This window comes from Actinomadura fibrosa (genome assembly GCF_900659615.1).
GTDB classification, from domain to species: Bacteria; Actinomycetota; Actinomycetes; order Streptosporangiales; family Streptosporangiaceae; genus Spirillospora; species Spirillospora fibrosa.
The window spans coordinates 1-19,512 of record NZ_CAACUY010000174.1; the positions used below are offsets into that span (position 1 = coordinate 1).

Genomic DNA, 19,512 nt, shown 5'->3' on the forward strand with positions numbered 1-19,512 from the left:
CGCCCGGCACGGCGGCCGCGTCGGCGCCCACGCGGATCACGAGCCCCATCGCCACGGCGAGCGCGACGAGCGTCGCGGTGGCCGTCCAGCGGACCGCGGCCGGGCCCCACCGCCACAGCCGCCCGTCGAGCGCGTCGCCGACGACCTCCGGCACCTCGTGGACGACCGGCGCGGGCAGCGGCTCGTCGCTGCGGACGAGGCGCAGCACCGCGCCGTCCGGGACCTGCCGGTCGGCGAGGCTGGACCCCGGGTCGAGGACCTCGCCGGACGAGGTCGCGAGGTGCCGCAGCCGCGGCGGGTTCTGGACGGGGTCGCCGAGCAGTTCGAGGACCTCGGGCATCAGCGCGCCGATCGGCTCCTGCGCCGGGAGCACCATGTCGACACGGCGGTACTCGCCGACGAGGGTCACCCGGCTCCACGCGGACATAACGACCTCTCCCTCAGGGTCACCGCGGCACGACCGTCCCGGTGACGCGATCAAGGTAGCCGTTGCGCAGCAGCCAGCGGACCGTGGGCAGCGCGGGCGGCCGCGCGAACAGCCCCGCGCTGATCCCGAACCGCACGCCGCCGCCGGGGCTGCGTCCCGCGGGCGCCGACACCGAGGCGCTCACCGCGAACGGCTTCATGACCCGGTACCGGCTGTACCCGTCGGGCGCGCCGGGGAACGAGTCGGCCCGCGCGGCCGCCGGCAGGCCCCGCTGCGCGAACGGGGTGCCGAACGGGAACAGCACCGACCCGCTCTCCTGCCCGAACGCGTCCACGAGCGTCCCCTGCCGGAGCGGGTAGGTGATGGACGCCCCGCCGCCCATGGCTATCTTGTTGCGCGCGTCGGCGGCGAGCAGCGCGCCCTGGCGGATCGCCTCCTGCTCCGCGCGCGCGTCGAGCGCGTGGGCGGGACGCTCCCGGACGACCAGCTCGCCGTACAGCCAGCGGCACGCCTCGTCCTCGTTGGGGAACTGCGCGCCGATCCGCCCCTGCTGGAACTCCACCACGCCGCCGGAGAACTGGTCCGTGCCCCTGGCGATGACGTAGTAGCTGGACGCCGCCCGCACCGGAGGACGCGGCTCACCGGGCAGCACGTACAGGCCCTCGGGGACGCCCGCGCGCTCCAGCGCCTCCCGGAGCCGCGGGAACGTGACCTGGGAGCCGACCCAGTCGGCGGGCACCGGCGCCGTCCCCTCGTCCGGCGCGGCGACCTGCGACTCGGCGGCCTTCTGCTTCTCTTGCTTGCGCAGCCGCGACTGGAGGTAGGAGTAGCCGACCGTGCCCGCGCACAGCACCGCCGCGACGCACACGCCGGCGAGGAGCTTCATCACGTTCTCGTCGAACGTGCGGCGGGTGCGCTGCGAGCCGAACAGCAGCGCGTCGCGGAGCCGGCGGCGCCGCACCGCCACCGACTCCAGCAGCTGGGTGTCGTAGTCGCGGGCCGTGTCGACTCCATCCCGGCCCGGCGGGCTCGGTGCTCGTAGGTCGGTTCGCTGCTAACAGGTCGGTCGGGTGAGGGGGCCGGGGCTAGATGGCCTGGACGGCGGCGCTGGCCTTGCCCAGGGTCGTGCCGGCGATCTCGTCGTTCTTCTCCAGCGTCGCCTTCACCAGGCGGATGATCTCGCGGGTCTCGTTGGCCGCGGTGTGCCACTTGACCTCTTTGGCGCGGTACTCCTCCGAGACCCCCGTGGCCTCGAAGTCGGCGAGCGCCGCGTTCACGTCGGTGTCGCGCGTGCCGATCAGCGCCTCCAGCCGCGCGACGATCGTCTGGATGTTGCCCTGCGCCTCCGCCGAGGCGCCGGTGTCGTAGCTGCGCCGTCCGTTCGCTCCCACTGCGGCGTCCTTTCTGCGGGTCTCGGGAAGGTCAGGCGGTGCGGAACTTCGCACCGTCGAAGTTGGCGGCGGACATCATGCGGCCGGCCTCGTCCGCCATCTCCGTGTCGCCGGTGGAGAACGCCTTCTCCATGCCGACCTGGCCGGTGTTCACCCGGTCCAGGCCGCCCTTCAGGTCGGCGATGATCTGGTCGGAGTGGGCCTTGAAGTTGTCGAAGGCGGCCTTGCCCGCGCCGTTGAACTTGCCGGACAGCGGTTCCGCCGCCGCGATCAGCGCCTTGACGAGCGCGGCGAGCTCCTCGCCGCGGTTCCCGGTGTTCTTGGCCAGGGTGATCAGCGTTTCCTGGCCCTGATCCCAACGTCCCATGCTCGGTTCACCTGCCGGTCGTCGCACATCCCACTGTTACCGATGGAACTCGCCATCGACGATAGTCGGCTGGCGTCCCCGCCGCCACGCGATAGCCGATGGCGCAAGGGATCCCGAGGGCTCCCCCGTCGGGAGTAGGACGCCGCGGAGGCCCCGGAGGTTTCGGCCGGACGGTGACCGATGGCGGCACGGGAGAAATCGCGGAAGGGACTGGACATCCCTCCCGCTTTCTGATCACGATGGGAACGGTGCCCTGCGCCGTCCCTCCTCCCGGGGAGGCGCGAACTCGCCCGAGCGTGCGCGCGAGCGGATGGAGCCATGAAGTTCGAGCTGGTCGAACCCCCCGAACCCGAAGAGCCGCGAGACGTCCCCGCCGAGCCCGCCGAGATGGTGTACGGCGGCGCCGCCGAGGACGCGTCCGGCGAGGACCCGGTCGCCGCACTGACCGCCGCGACCGAGCGGCTCTCGGCCGACGTGGCCGCCGAGGCCGAGCGCATCGACGCCTCGCTGGCCGAGCTGGACGCGGCGCTCGCCGGCGTCCGGCCCGCGTGGGCCGCCGCCGCGGGACCGCTCGCGCCGCCGCCCGCCGGGTTCAGGGCGGACCGCTTCGGCGCCGGACGCCCGCCGCCCGCGCGGAACGGGAACGGGGAACCGGCACTCTAACGAGGGATGCGGCGGGCTGACGAACGAGAAGGGGAACGGGGCGCATGTCCAAGTGGGACATCGATCCAGGCGGAGTCGCGTCCGTGGTCCAGAAGGTCGGCGCCCAGGTCGGGGGAGCCGACGGCAAGGGCGGCGGCGGCCTGGTGAAGCAGATCGAGGACTTCGGCGACCATGTCGGCGACGCGGGCACCGCCGCGTCCAGCATGCCGATCGGCACCGCGCTGAAGGAGTACGTCACGCACACCTCGCCGGGGCTGAAGGGCATGGTCAGCAAGTCGGCGAGCTGCCTGACGGGGGCCGTGAAGGCCACCAAGGCCTACATCAACGGCGACCTGGAGATGGCCGCCGAGGCACAGCGGACCGCGGTCGACGCGCCCGCTCCCAGAATCGGAAAGTGACCCGGGCCGGGACCGGCGCAGAGGTGGTGCGACGTTGAGCGATGTGATCGATCCGAACGCGATCCCCATCCCGAAGGCGGTCCCCGACGACGTCGAGGCCGCGGGCAAGGCGCTGAAGGGCGACGGCACCGCGATCGCGCAGACCGGCCACGACATCCACGCCGACTGGCAGGCCCTGTCGGAGTTCTACATCGCCCCCGAGTCGCCGCAGCTGCTCGCCGCGACCAAGCCCGTGGAGACCGCCGGCAACGGGTTCAAGGGTGAGGTCACCACCGTCGGCGACGCGCTCGTCGCGTTCGCCGGGGAGATCCGCCCGATCATCACGCGGCTCCAGGGGCTGAAGACGTCCGCGCAGAACTTCCGCTCGAAGATCGACGGCGACGACGACTGGCGCAAGGACGAGGACAAGGTCAACGAGCACAACAAGCTGAACAACGACGTCCTCGCCGCCATCGCGCAGTACCAGGAGGCCGAGCGCTCCTGCGCCAACAAGATCACCGGCATCTTCGGCGGCACGCACTTCGTCCCGGCCGACGGCAAGCCCGGCCAGGGCCAGCAGGGCTACGGCCTCGGCCAGGCCCCCAAGGACGTCGAGACCCCCTGGGCCAAGCCGCAGGAGCACGACAAGCCCTGGTACCAGGACGCCTGGGACGGCGTGTGGGACTTCGGCAAGGGCATCCTCACCGACCTCGCCGACCTCGTGGGCCTGCACGGCGAGAACGGCTGGCTCTGGGACAACGGCTGGGGCTGGGGCCAGTGGTGGGACAACATGAAGGGCAACTACACCCAGACGCTCCGCGACCTCGGCGGGCTCGTCGGCCTGCACGGTGAGCACGGCTGGGTGTGGGACAGCGGCTGGGGCGACTGGTGGGGCAACTTCTCCGGCGCCTGGGTCGAGATCGGCCACTCCTTCGTCCCCTGGCGCGAGTGGGGCGACCGCCCCGGCTACGTCATCACGCAGAGCGTCCTCAACATCGGCAGCCTGTTCATCGGCGTCGGCGAGGTCAAGCTCGGCCTGAAGCTGCTGAAACGCGGACACGGCGAGCACCCCGGCAGGGGCCACGGCGACGGCGGCGACGGAGACACCCCGCACGGCGACCGCAACGGCGACGGCCGGGTCGACTCCGGCGAGCTCGACGCGCCCGGCGGCCTCGACGCGAACAGCCCCACCACGCGCGACCTCCAGAACCAGCTCGACGACCTCGACTTCGACACCGGCGAGCTCCAGGGCCTCGACCGCGCCATGGACGACGCGACCGGCCTCGAACCGCCCCGCGAACCGGCCCGCGTCGGCGGCGACGACCCCGGCGGCCACGTCGGCGGCGACGACGATCCCGGCCGTCCCGGCGGCACCGACGATCCGGGACGCTCCGGCGGCGGTAACAACGACCCCCTGGACAACGACGGCCCCGGCGACGGCCCGCTCGACAGCGACGGTTCCGGCAACGACCCCGCGAACAACGACGGCGGCACGGACACCCGCGACCCCGACGGCCAGACCACCGACCCGACCGACCAGGACGGCCCGGGTACCGACACCGACCCGAAGGGCAACGACGACCCCGGCACGGGCGACGACGACCCCGGCGGGAACGACGACACCCCCGGCGACCAGGGCGGCGACCAGCCCGGCGACCAGCCCGGCACCGGCGACGCCACCGGCCCCAACGACCCCCCGAACGACCCGCCGACCGGCGAGGGCCCCGGCACGGGCGACGGTGACCCCCGCGACATCCCGCCCGACCACTTCGGCGACACGGACCCGACCAAGGAGGGCCCGCTCGGCGACAAGTACAAGGAAGGCGTCTACGACCCGCCCTCCGACAACCGGAACGACCGCTTCGACCCCAACGAGCGGAAGACGGCCGAGACGCGCGCGGACGAGGGACGGCTGGTCACGCGGCTGCCGCCGCACCCCCGCAACCACGAGAACTTCACGTCGATGGACGCGCTCGAACGACGCGGCCCGCACGACCCCGGCACTCCCACCGAGTACAAGGAGGTCGGCGAGAACACCCGGAGCGCGGTCGACGACCAGCTCAAGCGCGCCTTCAAGAAGTTCAAGCCGCAGCCGGACGGCAGCCTGCCCCACGGCGACATCGTCATGGACGGCCGGCAGGCCGGGCTGAGCGCCGACCACGTCGTCAACGGCCTCAAGAGCCGCCTCGGCCGGATGCTCGGCAGCAACAATCCGATACTGGACCGCCTGGGGCGCATCGAGACCTACCTCGGTGACGGCTCGAAGATCGTTTACGAGGACGGCCGCATCACCCGGATCGACGCCGACGGCGAGCACCCCATCGGCCAGTGGGACCCGGACGCCCGGCGCTTCACCTCGCCCGACGAGGGCCGTCCGCCAGGCGGATCCGAAGGCAACGACGGCGGCGACGGCGGCGACGGCGGCAAGGACGATCCCGAGGGCGGCGGTTCGCCCACGGGCGGCGGAGACCCGCCGACGAAGCCGCTGGGGGATGACGGCGGCGCGGCCCCGCACCCCGACGCCAACGACGGCGGCAACGAGGGTGGCGGCAACGACGGCGGCGGCCAGCAGGGCTCCGGTTCCGACGGCGGCGGCACGGGCAACGGCGGTGACGGCGGCGACGGTGGCGGCAACGACGGCGGCGCCACTGCCGACGGCGGCCAGCAAGGTCCCGGGCAGCACGGCGGCAGCGAGCATGGCGGCGTGCAGCCTGTCGCCCACCCTGACCCGCACCCGGACGGCCACACCGGAGACACCGGCAACACTGGCGACGGCAGCGACCCGAACGGTGACTCCGGCGACGCGCCCGACCTGGACCCCGGCGACCACGGGCACGGCTCGGGGACCCCGGGGCACATGGACGACGACGGTGTCCGGCGCTTCGACACCGACGACGACGGCGAGCTGTACGGGGAGCGCGTCCTCGGGGAGACGTACCGGAACCTGTCGCCGGAGACGCAGCACGCGATCCGCGAGTACACGCGGTACTCCTGGCCGTACAACCCGATCCTGCGCGCCAACACGTGGAGCCAGGTGCAGGACATCATGAACGGCTGGATCCGCAACGCCGGGCCCGGCTGGGACCTGTTCGAGATGACGGACCGCCGCGTCCCGACGCTCGACGACGTCTACAACGCCCTCCACAGGACGGACCTGACGCCGACGCAGCGGCAGATCGTCCACGACATCGTCAACTCGGCGGACCCGGGGACGAGGCTGGAGCAGTGGCTGAGGTCGGCCGGGCAGCCCGGCGCGGTCGCCCAGTCGTTCGGCCGCTTCCCGACGCTGGACGACATCCACGACCGGATGCGGCTCATCGACGAGGCGCTGGACAATCCGCTGCCGGAGGGCGTGGAGGTCCAGCGCGGCCTGCACAGCCTCGACTTCATGGAGGGATTCGATCCGAACGACCCGCACGCGCTGGAGGGCACCGTCCAGCGCGAGAGCAGCTACATGTCGACCTCGCTCGGCGCCGGCCCGACGCAGGTGGACGGGCAGTCGTTCCGCTACCGCATGCATCTCAGCGTCCCTGAGGGGGCGCACGGGTTGTGGATGGGCAGGAACAGCGTGTACGACTTCCAGCGGGAATTGGTGCTGCCACGGAACACGACTTACCGGATCACGAAGGTCACGCCGAATCCCGACGGTACGTTCGACATCAACGCCGAGGTCCTGCCGCCCGGCGCATGAGGGCGGCGGGGTCTTGCTCGGGTCGGAAGGGAAGGCGACTGATGCGGAGCATGCCGGGGGATGACCGGACGCCCTGGGCGGGCGGCGGTCCTCCTCCGCCGGGGGCGGAGCCGTCCGGGCCGCCGGCGCCCGGGCCGGTGCCGGAGGGGTACCCGTCGGCGACCGGTGGCGCCGTCCGGTACCTGCCGGTCACGGCCGGGGGCGAGGTGATCGGCTTCCTCTGGGCGGGGGAGGCCGACGACGCGGCCGGTTTCCTGCGCAGGCTGAGCGCGACGAGCGGTTTCCGCGCTCCGCTGACCTGGCAGAAGCGCTTCGTCGAGGCGAAGCAGGCCGGGTTGGGGCCGCTGGAGGCGCTGCGGCGCTGGGCGGGCTCACCGGAGGACCCGGAAGGCGGCGGCATCGCCGCGGACGCGGACGAGCAGCGGGCCGGAAGCCTCGACGAGCTCCGTGGAATCGCCAATCCAGGGCATCAGGAGGCGCCGGTCCCAGAGGGACCTCAGTTCACCCCGGACGGCGTCCCGCTCGACCGTTCGCGGGGCTGGGAGCCCCTTTCGCCGCTCACGCTCGACAAGCCCGGCTACGCGTTCGACACGGACACCGCCGTCCGTTACCTGCCGGTGGTCCGGAATGGGGACGTCGTCGGCTACCTGTGGGCGTCCGAGACGGAGAACGCGGCCGACTACCAGCGGCGAGCCCATGGCGGTCCGGCGGCCTTCGAGGCGGGTGGGCCGTGGCTCCGGCGGCTGGAGGACGCCGCTCGCGAGGGGCTCCCGGCCCTGGACGCGCTGCGCCGCTGGAAGGGCGCGCCGGAGGACCCTGTCGGCGGAACGATCCCCGCCGACGCCGAGGAGCGTACGGCCGCAAGCCTGGAGGAACTGAAGGGGCTGGCCCGTGAGTAGCACGGTCGAGGTGTACATCGCCGACCGGAGGGACGCGCCCGCCGTGGCGCAGCGCGTCGCAGTCGCCCTGGAGGTGTCCGGATACTTCGGCACGGAGGACGGATACACCCTCACGCTGGCATCGAGCCCATGGCTCGACGGCCCCGGCGTTGCCACTCTGGAACTGTCCGAGACCGATTGGGACGACGACGACCCCGACCTCTGCACGGCCTACGAGCCCTATGACTACGAGCTCTCGATCGAGTTGCGCGGAGTCCCGGGACTGGCTCGCGGTGAGGTGCGCGAACGGCTGGGACGCGCGCTGTTCGACCGTCTGACCTCGCTGGAGCGACCCCTCGCGTTCGGCGACAACGCCAACATCTTCGCCGACTATCGGCCCGGGCGGGGCGTGCGCGAGTTCCCGCCCGGGACGTCGCGCAGCGCACCTGGCCGGGACGAGTGGTTCGAGGCGGAGTTCCATGGAGCCGGAGCCGCTCGGGAACCGGTGCCCGAGCCGACGCCGCGCGTCCGCGGCTCCGCGACGGTCTTCGAGGTGGGCGGCTTGCTGCACCTCGTGGCACGTGTCCCGGGCGAGACCGGTGACGAGTCCACTGCGGTCGTCCCCGTCGCGGCGATCCGCCGGAGCGCGGGTCCCGCCCTCGTCGGCCGGACGCTGGCGGAGGTCCTCGACCGATCGGCCGATACGGACGCGGTCGTGGCGGCCGACCCTTGGCCCTGGGTGGCGGGCACGGCTGGTCTAGAGCCCGACGCTTACGCGCGCGAGGCGGTGTCACTCGACATCGAAGTCGCCGGGGAGTCGTTCGTGGCCGTTCCGCGTGGCGTGTACTCGGGGTCGTCTGCGGGTGTTGTGCAGGGGCCGGTGGCCGAGTCCCTCATGGTGCGGGAGTCGCATCCTTGGGATGACAGGAAGATGGGCGACCTCGTCCTGCGCCTGCTCGCCGCCGTCCGAGGCCACGCCTTCGCCTGAGCACGGCGAGCCCGAGCATCGTGAGCAGCACGGTCGAGGTGTACGTCGCCGACTGGAGGGACGCGGCCGCCGTGGCGCAGCGCGTCGCGGTCGCCCTGGAGACGTCCGGATACTTCCGGGCCACCCACGGCTACACCTACACGATCAAGACGGCCTCCTGGTTCACGGGGCCCGGGGTGCTCACGCTCCGCCTGACCGAGAGCGACTGGGACGAAGACGACCCCGACCTGTGCACGGCCTTCGAGTCGTACGCCTACGAAGTCTCCGCGGAGTTGGCGGGCGTCCCTGGCCTGGCCCGGGACGAGGTGCTGGAGCGGGTCGGACGGTCCCTGTTCGACCGGCTGATGGTGCTCGGACTGCCGTTGGCCTTCGGGAACGGCACGGACATCTTCGCGGACTTCCTGCCCGGGCGCGGGGTGCGCGACTTCCCTCCCGGTACCGACTTGGACGCGGACGGACGCGACGTCTGGTTCGAGCCGCGGCTGCACGGTACGGACGAACAGGACGGGCCGGCGCCGGAGCGGACGGTGCTGCGGCGGGGCACGGTGACGGTGTTCGAGGTCGGCGGGCTGGTGCAGCTCGTGCCGCAAGTCGCGGTAGGGGGCGGACGCCGTCGAGCCGTCGCGCCGGTCGCGTCGCTACGCAGGGGAGCTGGTCCGGAGGTCATCGGACGGGCGTTGGCCGAGGTGCTCGATCGGTCGGCCCGGCCGGACGTCGTCGTCGACGCCGATCCGTGGTCGTGGGTGACGGGGACGTCTCGGCTCGATGCCGACGCCTATGCGCGCCAGGCCGTCTCGGTGGACGTCGAGCTGGTGGGGGAGGTGCTCCAGGCCGTCCTGCATGGTGCGTACTCGGGTCCGCCGCGCGGAGGTGTCGCGCAAGGGCCGGTGATCGGGGACGTCGTGCGCCGGGACATCGGCCGGTGGGACGACGCCGAGGTCGGGGGCGTGGTGCTCGGCCTGCTGTCAGGGGCGGGCTGAGGGTTCGCGCCAGCGGCTGGTGATGGGGAGGCGGCGGTCGCGGCCGAAGTTCTTCGGCGTGATCTTCGGGCCGGGCGGGTACTGGCGGCGCTTGTACTCGGCGAGGTCGACGAGGCGGATGACGCGTTCGACGAGGTCGGGGTCGTGGCCGGCCTCGATGAGGGCGTCGCGGCCCATGTCGCGCTCGACGTAGTCGACGAGCAGGGGGTCGAGGACGGCGTAGTCGGGGAGGGAGTCGCTGTCGCGCTGGCCGGGGCGCAGCTCGGCGGACGGCTCCTTCTCGATGATCGCCTGGGGGATCGGCTCGTCCTCGAAGGGGTGCAGGAAGGGCAGGGCGCCGGGGGGCTGCGCGTCGCGCCAGCGGGCGAGGGCCCAGACCATCGTCTTGGTGAGGTCCTTGATGGGGCCGAAGCCGCCCGCGGAGTCGCCGTAGAGGGTGGAGTAGCCGGTGGCGAGCTCGCTCTTGTTGCCGCCGGTCAGGACGAGGTGGCCGTGCTCGTTGGACAGGGCCATCCAGATGTTGGCGCGGATGCGGGCCTGGAGGTTCTCCTCGGCGAGGCCGTGCAGGTCGAGCCGGGCCTCGAACGCCTCGACGATGTCGCCGATGGGGACGATGCGGGAGTGGACGCCCTGCCGTTTGACGAGGTCCTCGGCGTCGGTGACGGAGCCCTCGGACGAGTAGCGGCTCGGCAGCAGGACGGTGTGGACGTTCTCCGGGCCGACGGCGTCGGACGCGATGGTGGCGACGAGGGCGGAGTCGATGCCGCCGGACAGGCCGAGGATGACCGAGCGGAAGCCGTTCTTGCGGACGTAGTCGCGGGTGCCGAGGACGAGGGCGGCGTACACCTCGGCGAGGTCGTCGAGGGGTTCGGCGACGGTCTGCGGCTCGACGGGGTAGGCGGGCAGCGGGTCGGGCGCGAGCACGTGCCGGTCGATGGTGATCGTGGTGCCGTCCTGGGCGTCGACGGGGGTGCGGCCGGGCCGGACGGCGGGGTCGGCGGCGGGCAGGGCGAGGTCGGCGACGAGGAGGTGCTCGGTGAACTGGGGGGCGCGGGCGAGGAGGGTGCCGTCGGCGCCGACGATGACGGAGTCGCCGTCGAAGACGAGCTCGTCCTGGCCGCCGACCATGTTGACGTAGGCGAGGGCGCAGCCGGCCTCGCGGGCGCGTGCGGCGCACAGCTCCAGCCGGACGTCGTCCTTGTCGCGCTCGTAGGGGGAGGCGTTGAGAGCGAGAAGCAGCCCGGCGCCGGACGCCTCGGTGACGCTGACGGGGCCGCCGTCCTGCCAGAGGTCCTCGCAGACGACGGTGGCGACGTCGACGCCGTGCAGGCGGACGACGGGGAGCCGGTCGCCGCGGACGAAGACGCGGTACTCGTCGAAGACGCCGTAGTTGGGCAGGTGGTGCTTGGCGGAGCGGACGAGGACCTCGCCGCCGTGCAGCCAGGCGGCGGCGTCGAGCGGCGACCCGGCGGGCTGGCCGGGTCGGGCGAGGCCGACCGTGCGGCGGTCGAGGTAGCCGGTGGCGACGGGCAGGCCGCCGAGGCCCTCGGCGGCGAGGCGCCGCGCGACGCGGTCGAGGGCGCGCTGGGAGGCGGTGACGAAGGACGAGCGGAGCGCGAGGTCCTCGACCGGGTAGCCGGTCAGCATCATCTCGGGGAAGGCGACGAGGTGCGCGCCGGCGTCGGCGGCGCGCCGGGTCCAGTCGACGATGAGGTCGGCGTTGCCGTCGAGGTCGCCGACGGTCGGGTTCACCTGTGCGAGCGCGATCCTGAGCTGTGCCACGTGCTCAGACTAGTTGAGCGGACGCGGTTTCGTCACTGTGACGAGAAGAGGGGGGCGGACGCGAGCGCGCGGCGGCGCCGGATGGCGGGGCCGAGGGCGAGCTGCGCGGCGGCCGCGACGAGGCCGAGGCCTAGGCAGGTGAGCCAGAGTGCGGGCGGTCCGCCGGCGTCGAGCAGCTGGGTTCCGCCGAGCGGGGCGAGCAGGAACCCGCCGGACCACGCCATGCCGTACAGGGCGCTGTAGCGGCCGCGCAGGTCCGCTGGGGCGAGGTCGGCGACGACGGCCTGGAGGACGGACGCGGCGGTGATCTCGCCGAGCGTCCAGACGAGGACAGCGCCGATGTAGCCGGTCACGGACGAGGCGAGCGTGGTCAGGCCGTAGCCGACGCCGACGAGGGCGAAGCCCGCGGCGAGCACGGAGGTGTGGTCGCGGCGGCTCAGCCACGCGCCCACCAGCGGCTGGACGATGATGATCAGCACGCCGTTCGCGGCGAAGGCGATGCCGTAGGAGCGCGGGCCGAGCCCGTCCTCCTTCATCGCGAGCGGCATGGTGGTCATGCCCTGCATCAGGACGAACGTGTAGACGAGCGCGACCAGGACGTAGCCGACCATGACGCGGTCGCGGAGCGCGCGGGCGAAGCCGCCGCCGGACGCGCCCGCGGCGCCGGACGCGGCGTCCGGGCGGACCCGCGTCTCGGGGACGGCGCGCCAGACCAGCAGCCCGAACCCGGCGCAGGTGAGCGCGTCGATCCAGAACAGCCACGCGAAGCCCTGCTGCGCGAGCGTCCCGCCGAGGACCATGGCGACCGACCAGCCGAGGTTGATCGCCCAGAACAGCAGCCCGAACGCGCGCGGGCGCTCCGCCGGGGAGACGAGGTCGGCGACCATGGCGGCGGACGCGGGGCGGTACATGTCGAGGAGGAGGCCGAGGAGCAGGGCGGCCGCGGTGAGCGCGACGATGCCCTGGGCGTAGCCGAGGGCGAGCATGGCGGCGCCGGTGCCGACGGTCGCGGCGGTGAGGGTGATCCGGCGGCCGAGGCGGTCGGCGAGCCAGCCGCCGGCGAGCTGCCCGGCGAACGAGCCCGCGCCGAGGACGGCCATGACGGCTCCGGCCTGCCCGAGCGACAGGCCGCGCGTGGTCGTCAGGTACAGGCCGAGGAAGGGCTCGACCATCGTGCCGAGGCGGTTGAGCAGCGTCCCGGCCCACAGCACCCAGAACGGGCGGGGGAGGCCGCCGAGCCGCGGCCGCAGGAACGCCGCGACCCGGCCGGGGGGCACGCCCGCGGGGACGCCGTCCAGAGTCGTCACGCCCTCGATGCTCCGGGGGCGGGGCGGGCGGGGACACTGATTTAGGCTGGGCTAAATGATCGAGTTCCTGTTCGCGCCGGACGACGTGGCCCGGGTCAGGTTCGCGTTCTCGCCGCTGTGGGAGCTGATGCGGAGCGTGCGGGTGCTCGCGGACCCGTCCGGGCACGCGCTCCACCTGCCGTGGGTGCACGCCGTGCGGCCCCGGCTGCGCGGCCTCGACCTGGAGCCGCTCCGGGAGATCGTCCCCGCGGTCGGCTACGTGCCCGACTTCCTCACCCCGCCGCCGGACACGCCGCTGCCCGACTTCGCCGCCGAGCTGGAGACCGTCCGCGCGACGCCGCCGGAGGTCGTCGCCGCGGAGCTGCGCTGGACGGAGCGGGGGAACCAGGTCGGGCCACGGCGGCTGGCGATGGCGGCGGAGCCGGAGCGGACCCTCGACGTCCTCGTCGGCCTGCTGGGGCGGTACTGGGAGGCGGCCCTGGAGCCGTTCTGGCCGCGCGTCCTCGACCTGCTGGAGGGGGACGTGCTGCGCCGTTCGCGGGCCCTCGCCGCGCGGGGCGCCGAGGGCGTCTTCGACGACCTGCACGAGGCGGTGGCCTGGCGGGCGGGGACGCTGTCGATCGACCGGCGCTGGGAGTTCCGCGGCGAGCTGGCGGGGCGCGGGCTGCTGCTCGTGCCGAGCGCGTTCGTGTGGCCGGGGGTGTCGGTCATGGTGCCGCCCTACCAGGCGATGCTGAGCTATCCGCCGACCGGGGTCGCGACGCTGTGGGAGACCGGGCGGGCGTCCGGCGCGGACGCCCTCGCGGCGCTGATGGGCCGCCGCCGCGCGGCCCTGCTCGCCGCGCTCGCCACGCCCGCGTCCACGTCGGAGCTGGCCCGGCGGCTGGACGTGACGGCCGGGGCGGTCAGCCAGCACCTCGGCGTGCTGCGGGCCTGCGGGCTGGTGACGGGCCACCGGCTGGGGCGCCGCGTCCTGTACGTCCGCACTCCCGCGGGCGACGCCCTCGCCGCCGCACCCACCCGCTGACCGCTCCCCGGGCGCCCGCCGCGCGCCCGCCGCACGCTCGCCGGAGCCGTCCAGGCCGTGGGGTCAGCGCAGTGAGGCCAGGGCGTCCAGGCGGGGGGCCGCGATCGCGTCGGCGGCGTAGCGGCCGGACTCGGCGAGCCAGTCGAGATGGGCGCGCGGGGTGTCCAGCATGACCTTGACGACCTGCGCGGCCGCGGCGCGCTGCGCGACCGAGAGCTGGAGCCGGTCGAGCATCTCGGGGAGCCCGCGCGCCGCCCGCCAGGCCTCGTCCACCCGCTCGGTGATCCGGTCCACGACGGCGCCGGCGGCCTGCGCCGCGTCGAGGCCGTGGGCGCGGGCGAGGACGGTCGGCAGGCTGTGGACGTCGCCGCGCTCGGTCTCCAGGTCGTGCGAGGCCAGGTCGTTGGACCACGCGACGACGTCGGCGACGCCGTCGCGCAGGGTCTTCCAGCCGGGCGTCCGGAGCAGCCGCGGGGACAGCTCGACGCCGAGCACCGGCTCGATCAGGTCGTACAGGAACGGCCCGCAGGCGCGGCGGCGCAGCGCCACGTACTCCGCCGGGCCCGGGATGTGGTCGATGCGGCGGTTGACGGCCTCCTCGGCGCAGCCGTCCCGGTGCGCCTCCAGGTGCAGCATGAAGCGGCGGCGCCAGTCGCGGCTCATGTCGCGGGCCGTGGTGTGCCAGAGCTCGACCAGCGACGCCTCCAGGGGACGGGCGCCGGGGCGGGCGTGGCCGCGCCGCATGGCGCGTAGCAGGTCGTCGCACAGGTGGTGGACGGCGCTGCCGCTCTCGGCGAGCGGGGGGTGGTCGAGCGTGTCGTCCAGGGCGAGGGCCCAGGTGAGCCAGCGCGCGAACAGGTCCACCGCGCCGAGCTCGGCGTCCGGGAACACGCGGGCGGCGAGCCGGTCGCACCGCGCCCGCCCGACGGGCGAGGTGTCCGGGTCGCCGAGCACGAGGCCGCGGCCGCGGGCCCAGGCCTCCACCTGGGCGCACAGCTGCCACGACTCCGGGTGCATGGCCGAGGGGGACCCCAGCGAGGTGCCCCGGTCGACCGACGAGAGAAGGAGTGAGATGTCCACGACGAGGCCCACGTTAACGATCCGCCCAGGTCGGACCCATGATCGCCACGTCAATTTTTGGGGAAACGGGAATGAGGGGAGGGTCACGGCCGAGTCTGCCGCCCGGGGGCGCGGACATGGCATAGTGCGGTGATCACGAGCGATCGACACTGGAGGACACGTGTCCGGACGGACCACGCGCTGGGCGCTGGGTGCGGGCGTCGCCGCGCTGGCGCTGACCGCCGCGGCGTGCGGCGGCGACGAGGGCGCCACGGTGCAGGGCGTCAAGCTGCTCAAGAAGGACGCGCTCACGTCCTGCACGCACCTGCCGTACCCGCCGTTCCAGTCGGAGCAGAACGGCAAGGTGGTGGGATTCGACGTCGACATGATCGATCTCGTCGCGAAGAAGCTGGGCGTGACGCAGAAGATCGTCGACACGCCGTTCGAGACGATGAAGACGGGCGCGGCGCTGAACGCCGGCAAGTGCGACATCGTCATGGGCGGCATGACGATCAAGCCCGACCGGGTGAAGTTCATGGACGTGTCCAAGCCGTACTTCGACGCCACGCAGGCGCTGCTGGCGAAGAAGGGCAGCGGGATCACGAGCCTGGACGACGTCAAGAACCGCAAGATCAAGATCGGTTCGCAGGCGGGCACCACGGGTGAGGACTACGTCAAGGGCAAGGGCCTCGACCCGCGCTCCTTCGACAACTCGCTGGCCGAGCTGGACGGCCTGCGCACCGGCCAGGTCGAGGTCATCGTGCAGGACTACCCGGTCGTCCAGAACTGGCTGAAGGACCCGGCGAACGCCAAGTACCAGATCGTCGCGAACCTCAACACCGGCGAGCAGTACGGCTTCTGGATCCGCAAGGGCTACAACCCCAAGCTGGTCGAGATGACCAACCAGGTGATCGACCAGTCGAAGGCGGACGGCACCTACAAGAAGATCTACGAGAAGTGGATCGGCCCGATGCCCGCGACCGGCGGCACGCCGTGACGGTCGGGACGGCGAAGGCGGCGCCGGCGGGCATGTCCCGGCGGCGCCGCCGCCAGGTGTCGCTGTGGATCCAGTACGGGATCTTCGCGGTGGCCGTGGTCGCCATCGCGCTGCTGGCCGACTGGCCGACGCTGCGGCTGAACTTCGCGAACTGGGACGCCGCGCGGCAGCTCTTCCCGGACATCGTCACGGTCGGGCTGCGCAACACCGCCGTCTACACCGCGGTCGGCTTCGGCATCGGCCTGGTGCTCGGCCTGGTCGTCGCGCTGATGCGGCTGTCGTCGGTCCCGCCGTACCGGTGGTTCGCGACCGTCTACATCGAGGTGTTCCGCGGCCTGCCGCTGCTGCTGATCTTCATCTTCGTGAGCGTCGGGGTGCCGCTGGCCTTCCCCGGCAAGAACGTCCCCGGCGGCGCCGTCGGGCAGACGGGCGTCGCGCTCGGCGTCGCGGCGGCGGCCTACATGGCCGAGACGATCCGGTCCGGGATCGAGGCCGTCCCGCGCGGGCAGCTGGAGGCGGCGCGCTCGCTCGGCATGTCCTACGGCGGCGCCATGCGCTCGATCATCCTCCCGCAGGCGTTCCGGATCATCATCCCGCCGCTCACCAACCAGCTCGTCCTGCTGTGCAAGGACTCCTCGCTGGTGCTGTTCCTCGGCGTCACGCTGGAGCAGCGCGAGCTCACCAAGTTCGGCCGGGACCTCGCGGGCCAGCTCGGCAACACGACCCCGATCATCGTGGCCGGCATCTGCTATCTGATCATCACGATCCCGCTGAGCCTGCTGTCGCGGCGGCTGGAGGAGCGGCAGCGAAGGGGGCAGCGATGAGCGCCGGCGACCGTCCCGGCGGCCTTCCGGGAGACTCCGCGCCGGGCGGGGAGGCCATCGAGATCATCGGCCTGCGCAAGGCCTTCGGCGCGAACGAGGTGCTGCGCGGCATCGACTTCCACGTCCGCGCCGGCGAGGTCGTCTGCGTGATCGGCCCGTCCGGGTCGGGCAAGTCGACCCTGCTGCGCTGCGTCAACCTGCTGGAGGAGCCCACGGCCGGGACGGTCCGGGTCTCCGGCACCGAGGTGACCGACCCGGACGTCGACATCGACGCCGTCCGCCGCCGGATCGGCATGGTGTTCCAGTCGTTCAACCTGTTCCCGCACCTCACGGCGCTGGGCAACGTCGCGATCGCCCAGCGCAAGGTGCTCAGGCGGGACCGCGCCGAGGCCGAGCGGATCGCCCGCGAGAACCTGGAGCGGGTCGGCCTCGCCGACAAGGTGGACGCCTACCCGGCGCAGCTCTCGGGCGGGCAGCAGCAGCGCGTGGCGATCGCGCGGGCGCTGGCGATGGGCCCCGAGGTGATGCTGTTCGACGAGCCGACGTCGGCGCTGGACCCCGAGCTCGTCGGCGACGTCCTCGGCGTCATGCGGACGCTGGCGGAGGCCGGGATGACCATGCTCGTCGTCACCCACGAGATGAGCTTCGCCCGCGAGGTCGCCGACCGGGTCGTGTTCATGGACGGCGGCGTCGTGGTCGAGGAGGGCCCGGCGTCCCGCGTGATCACCGATCCGCAGCACGAGCGGACGCGGTCCTTCCTGGCCCGCGTCCTCGATCCGGCGGCCGCGCGGGTGGGGGAGGGGGAGGCGTCGGATAGGTTCCGATCATCGGACCCCGGCGCGTAACGTCGCGGTAACAGCGGCCGGGCATACTGCAAGGTAGCCGGACCTGTCGCCGCGGCGGCCGGCATCGCACCACCGAGGGAGAAGGCTTTGGACCGACAGCAGGAGTTCGTGCTCCGCACGCTGGAGGAGCGCGACATCCGCTTCATCCGGCTGTGGTTCACCGACGTGCTCGGGTTCCTGAAGTCCGTGGCCGTCGCCCCCGCCGAGCTGGAGGGCGCCTTCGGCGAGGGCATCGGGTTCGACGGCTCGGCGATCGAGGGCTTCGCCCGCGTCCACGAGGCGGACATGATCGCCAAGCCGGACCCGTCCACGTTCCAGGTGCTGCCGTGGCGCTCGGAGTCGCCCGGCGTCGGCCGGATGTTCTGCGACATCCTCATGCCGGACGGGACGCCGAGCTTCGCCGACCCGCGCTACGTCCTCAAGCGGGCCCTGGCACGCGCCGCCGACCTCGGGTTCACCTTCTACACCCACCCCGAGATCGAGTTCTTCCTGCTCAACGACAAGCCGGAGGACGGCCGCGAGCCCGAGCCGGCGGACTCGGGCGGCTACTTCGACCACACCCCGCACAGCGCCGCGCACGACTTCCGGCGCAACGCGATCACCATGCTGGAGGCCATGGGCATCTCGGTGGAGTTCAGCCACCACGAGGGCGCCCCCGGCCAGCAGGAGATCGACCTGCGGTACGCCGACGCGCTCACCACCGCCGACAACATCATGACGTTCCGGCTGGTGATGAAGGAGGTCGCGCTGGAGCAGGGCGTGTTCGCCTCGTTCATGCCGAAGCCGTTCACCGAGCACCCCGGCTCCGGCATGCACACGCACATGTCGCTGTTCGAGGGCGACCGCAACGCCTTCTACGAGCCGGGCGCCGAGTACAAGCTCTCCAAGGTCGGCCGCGCGTTCATCGCCGGGCTGCTGCGGCACTCCGCCGAGATCACCGCCGTGTGCAACCAGTGGGTGAACTCCTACAAGCGGCTCTGGGGCGGCGAAGGGTCGGCGGCGGGCGCCGGAGGAGAGGCCCCGTCCTACATCTGCTGGGGGCACAACAACCGGTCCGCGCTCGTCCGCGTGCCGATGTACAAGCCGCACAAGGGCCACTCGACCCGCATCGAGTTCCGGTCGCTCGACACCGCCGCCAACCCCTACCTGGCGTTCGCGGCGATCCTCGGCGCCGGGCTCAAGGGCATCGAGGAGGGGTACGAGCTGCCCCAGGGCGCCGAGGACGACGTGTGGGCGCTCACCTCCGCCGAGCGGCGCGCCCTCGGCATCGAGCCGCTCCCGCAGAGCCTGGACGAGGCGATCCGCGCGATGGAGCGCAGCGAGCTGATGGCGGACGTCCTCGGCGAGCACGTGTTCGACTTCTTCCTGCGCAACAAGCGCCAGGAATGGGGCGAGTACCGCCGCCAGGTCACCGAGTTCGAGCGCAAGCACCTCATGGCGGTGCTGTGAACCGGGCACGGAAGGGCCGTAACGGACCCGGAAGGCCGTAACCGGGCCTGGAAGGCTGTAAGCGGCCCTGCAAGGCGCCTCCCCGGGAGAGCGGCGGGGCGGCGGAACGGAAATGAGATCTCGGCCGTCCCCCGTCGGGCGGTCGGCGGATTACGGTTGGGACCGTGAGCGAGCCGTGGACTGATCGCCGCCCCTCCCTGGCGGGGCGGCTGGCGAGGCTGGGTTTCACCGACGCGGGACGGGCCGGCGGGCTCATCCTGGAGGCCGAGGCGGCGGCCGGGGCCGAGCTCGGCAACGACCTGCTGGAGGCGCTCGGCGCCACCGCCGACCCCGACCTCGCGCTGGACGGGCTGCTCCGGCTGCTGGAGGCGGGCGACGGCATCGACGGCGCCGCCGCTGACGACCGTCGCGTCCGGCCAGCCGAGGGAGTCCTCCAGCGTCGTGGACACCACGGTCGTCG

Annotated in this window: 19 protein-coding genes; 12 read left to right on the top strand and 7 right to left on the bottom strand. The window is 72.9% G+C overall.

The annotated features are described in order from the left end of the window. The 4 genes from E1300_RS35815 to E1300_RS35830 form a co-directional block, all read right to left on the bottom strand. Window positions 1–427: EsaB/YukD family protein (locus E1300_RS35815; RefSeq protein WP_207400139.1), on the bottom strand; the 427-nt coding region annotated here is incomplete at its 3' end. Window positions 428–446: 19 nt separating this feature from the next. After that, on the bottom strand, window positions 447–1,394 hold the full coding sequence (locus tag E1300_RS35820) for a TNT domain-containing protein (RefSeq protein WP_242619599.1): 948 nt from the start codon (window positions 1,392–1,394) through the stop codon (window positions 447–449). Between the two features lie 118 nt (window positions 1,395–1,512). Beyond that, complete coding sequence (locus E1300_RS35825; protein ID WP_131761559.1) at window positions 1,513–1,818, bottom strand: pore-forming ESAT-6 family protein; 306 nt, start codon at window positions 1,816–1,818, stop codon at window positions 1,513–1,515. Window positions 1,819–1,849: 31 nt separating this feature from the next. Further along, a complete protein-coding gene (locus tag E1300_RS35830; protein WP_131761560.1) occupies window positions 1,850–2,185 on the bottom strand; it encodes a hypothetical protein in 336 nt (111 codons plus the stop codon). 318 nt (window positions 2,186–2,503) lie between these two features. On the opposite strand from E1300_RS35830, the gene E1300_RS35835 reads away from it, so the two are divergent. The 6 genes from E1300_RS35835 to E1300_RS35860 are packed head-to-tail and all read left to right on the top strand — an operon-like array spanning window position 2,504 to window position 9,762. Beyond that, window positions 2,504–2,848: a hypothetical protein gene (locus E1300_RS35835; RefSeq protein WP_131761561.1), complete on the top strand. Its 345-nt coding sequence runs from the start codon at window positions 2,504–2,506 to the stop codon at window positions 2,846–2,848. 44 nt (window positions 2,849–2,892) lie between these two features. After that, window positions 2,893–3,246, top strand: coding sequence for a DUF6507 family protein (locus E1300_RS35840; protein ID WP_131761562.1), 354 nt, complete (start codon window positions 2,893–2,895; stop codon window positions 3,244–3,246). Window positions 3,247–3,289: 43 nt separating this feature from the next. Further along, window positions 3,290–6,916, top strand: coding sequence for an ADP-ribosyltransferase (locus E1300_RS35845; protein WP_242619601.1), 3,627 nt, complete (start codon window positions 3,290–3,292; stop codon window positions 6,914–6,916). Window positions 6,917–6,957: 41 nt separating this feature from the next. Then, window positions 6,958–7,815: a hypothetical protein gene (locus tag E1300_RS35850; protein ID WP_131761564.1), complete on the top strand. Its 858-nt coding sequence runs from the start codon at window positions 6,958–6,960 to the stop codon at window positions 7,813–7,815. Continuing rightward, window positions 7,808–8,782 carry a hypothetical protein gene (locus E1300_RS35855; RefSeq protein WP_131761565.1) on the top strand — a complete coding sequence of 325 codons (975 nt, stop codon included), beginning with the start codon at window positions 7,808–7,810 and terminating at the stop codon, window positions 8,780–8,782. The genes E1300_RS35850 and E1300_RS35855 overlap by 8 nt, the downstream gene beginning before the upstream one ends. A gap of 20 nt (window positions 8,783–8,802) precedes the next feature. Then, window positions 8,803–9,762 (top strand): hypothetical protein, encoded by a 960-nt coding sequence (locus tag E1300_RS35860; protein ID WP_131761566.1) that lies wholly within the window; start codon window positions 8,803–8,805, stop codon window positions 9,760–9,762. Here the strand turns inward: E1300_RS35860 and E1300_RS35865 are convergent. Further along, window positions 9,748–11,544, bottom strand: coding sequence for an NAD+ synthase (locus E1300_RS35865; protein ID WP_131761567.1), 1,797 nt, complete (start codon window positions 11,542–11,544; stop codon window positions 9,748–9,750). The genes E1300_RS35860 and E1300_RS35865 overlap by 15 nt on opposite strands. 32 nt (window positions 11,545–11,576) lie before the next feature. Next, on the bottom strand, window positions 11,577–12,851 hold the full coding sequence (locus E1300_RS35870; protein WP_207400140.1) for an MDR family MFS transporter: 1,275 nt from the start codon (window positions 12,849–12,851) through the stop codon (window positions 11,577–11,579). Between the two features lie 55 nt (window positions 12,852–12,906). Here E1300_RS35870 and E1300_RS35875 point away from each other — a divergent pair, with 55 nt between their 5' ends. After that, complete coding sequence (locus tag E1300_RS35875) at window positions 12,907–13,878, top strand: ArsR/SmtB family transcription factor (protein ID WP_131761568.1); 972 nt, start codon at window positions 12,907–12,909, stop codon at window positions 13,876–13,878. A 63-nt stretch (window positions 13,879–13,941) separates the two neighbouring features. Here E1300_RS35875 and E1300_RS50540 read toward each other — a convergent pair whose 3' ends face one another. After that, window positions 13,942–14,958 (bottom strand): terpene synthase family protein, encoded by a 1,017-nt coding sequence (locus E1300_RS50540; RefSeq protein WP_165503140.1) that lies wholly within the window; start codon window positions 14,956–14,958, stop codon window positions 13,942–13,944. 160 nt (window positions 14,959–15,118) lie between these two features. Here E1300_RS50540 and E1300_RS35885 point away from each other — a divergent pair, with 160 nt between their 5' ends. The 5 genes from E1300_RS35885 to E1300_RS51850 all read left to right on the top strand — a co-directional run. Further along, window positions 15,119–15,934, top strand: a complete 816-nt coding sequence (locus E1300_RS35885) for a transporter substrate-binding domain-containing protein (RefSeq protein WP_131761569.1) — start codon at window positions 15,119–15,121, stop codon at window positions 15,932–15,934. After that, window positions 15,895–16,758, top strand: coding sequence for an amino acid ABC transporter permease (locus E1300_RS35890; RefSeq protein WP_242619600.1), 864 nt, complete (start codon window positions 15,895–15,897; stop codon window positions 16,756–16,758). Before E1300_RS35885 ends, E1300_RS35890 begins: the two co-directional genes overlap by 40 nt. Next, a complete protein-coding gene (locus E1300_RS35895; RefSeq protein WP_131761570.1) occupies window positions 16,755–17,603 on the top strand; it encodes an amino acid ABC transporter ATP-binding protein in 849 nt (282 codons plus the stop codon). Before E1300_RS35890 ends, E1300_RS35895 begins: the two co-directional genes overlap by 4 nt. Window positions 17,604–17,690: 87 nt before the next feature. Beyond that, entirely contained in the window at window positions 17,691–19,052 is a 1,362-nt protein-coding gene (gene glnA2 / locus E1300_RS35900; RefSeq protein ID WP_131761571.1) for a gamma-glutamylpolyamine synthetase GlnA2, read from the top strand. Window positions 19,053–19,216: 164 nt separating this feature from the next. Then, window positions 19,217–19,512, top strand: a 296-nt coding sequence (locus E1300_RS51850; RefSeq protein WP_207400141.1) for a hypothetical protein, incomplete at its 3' end; no start/stop codon positions are given.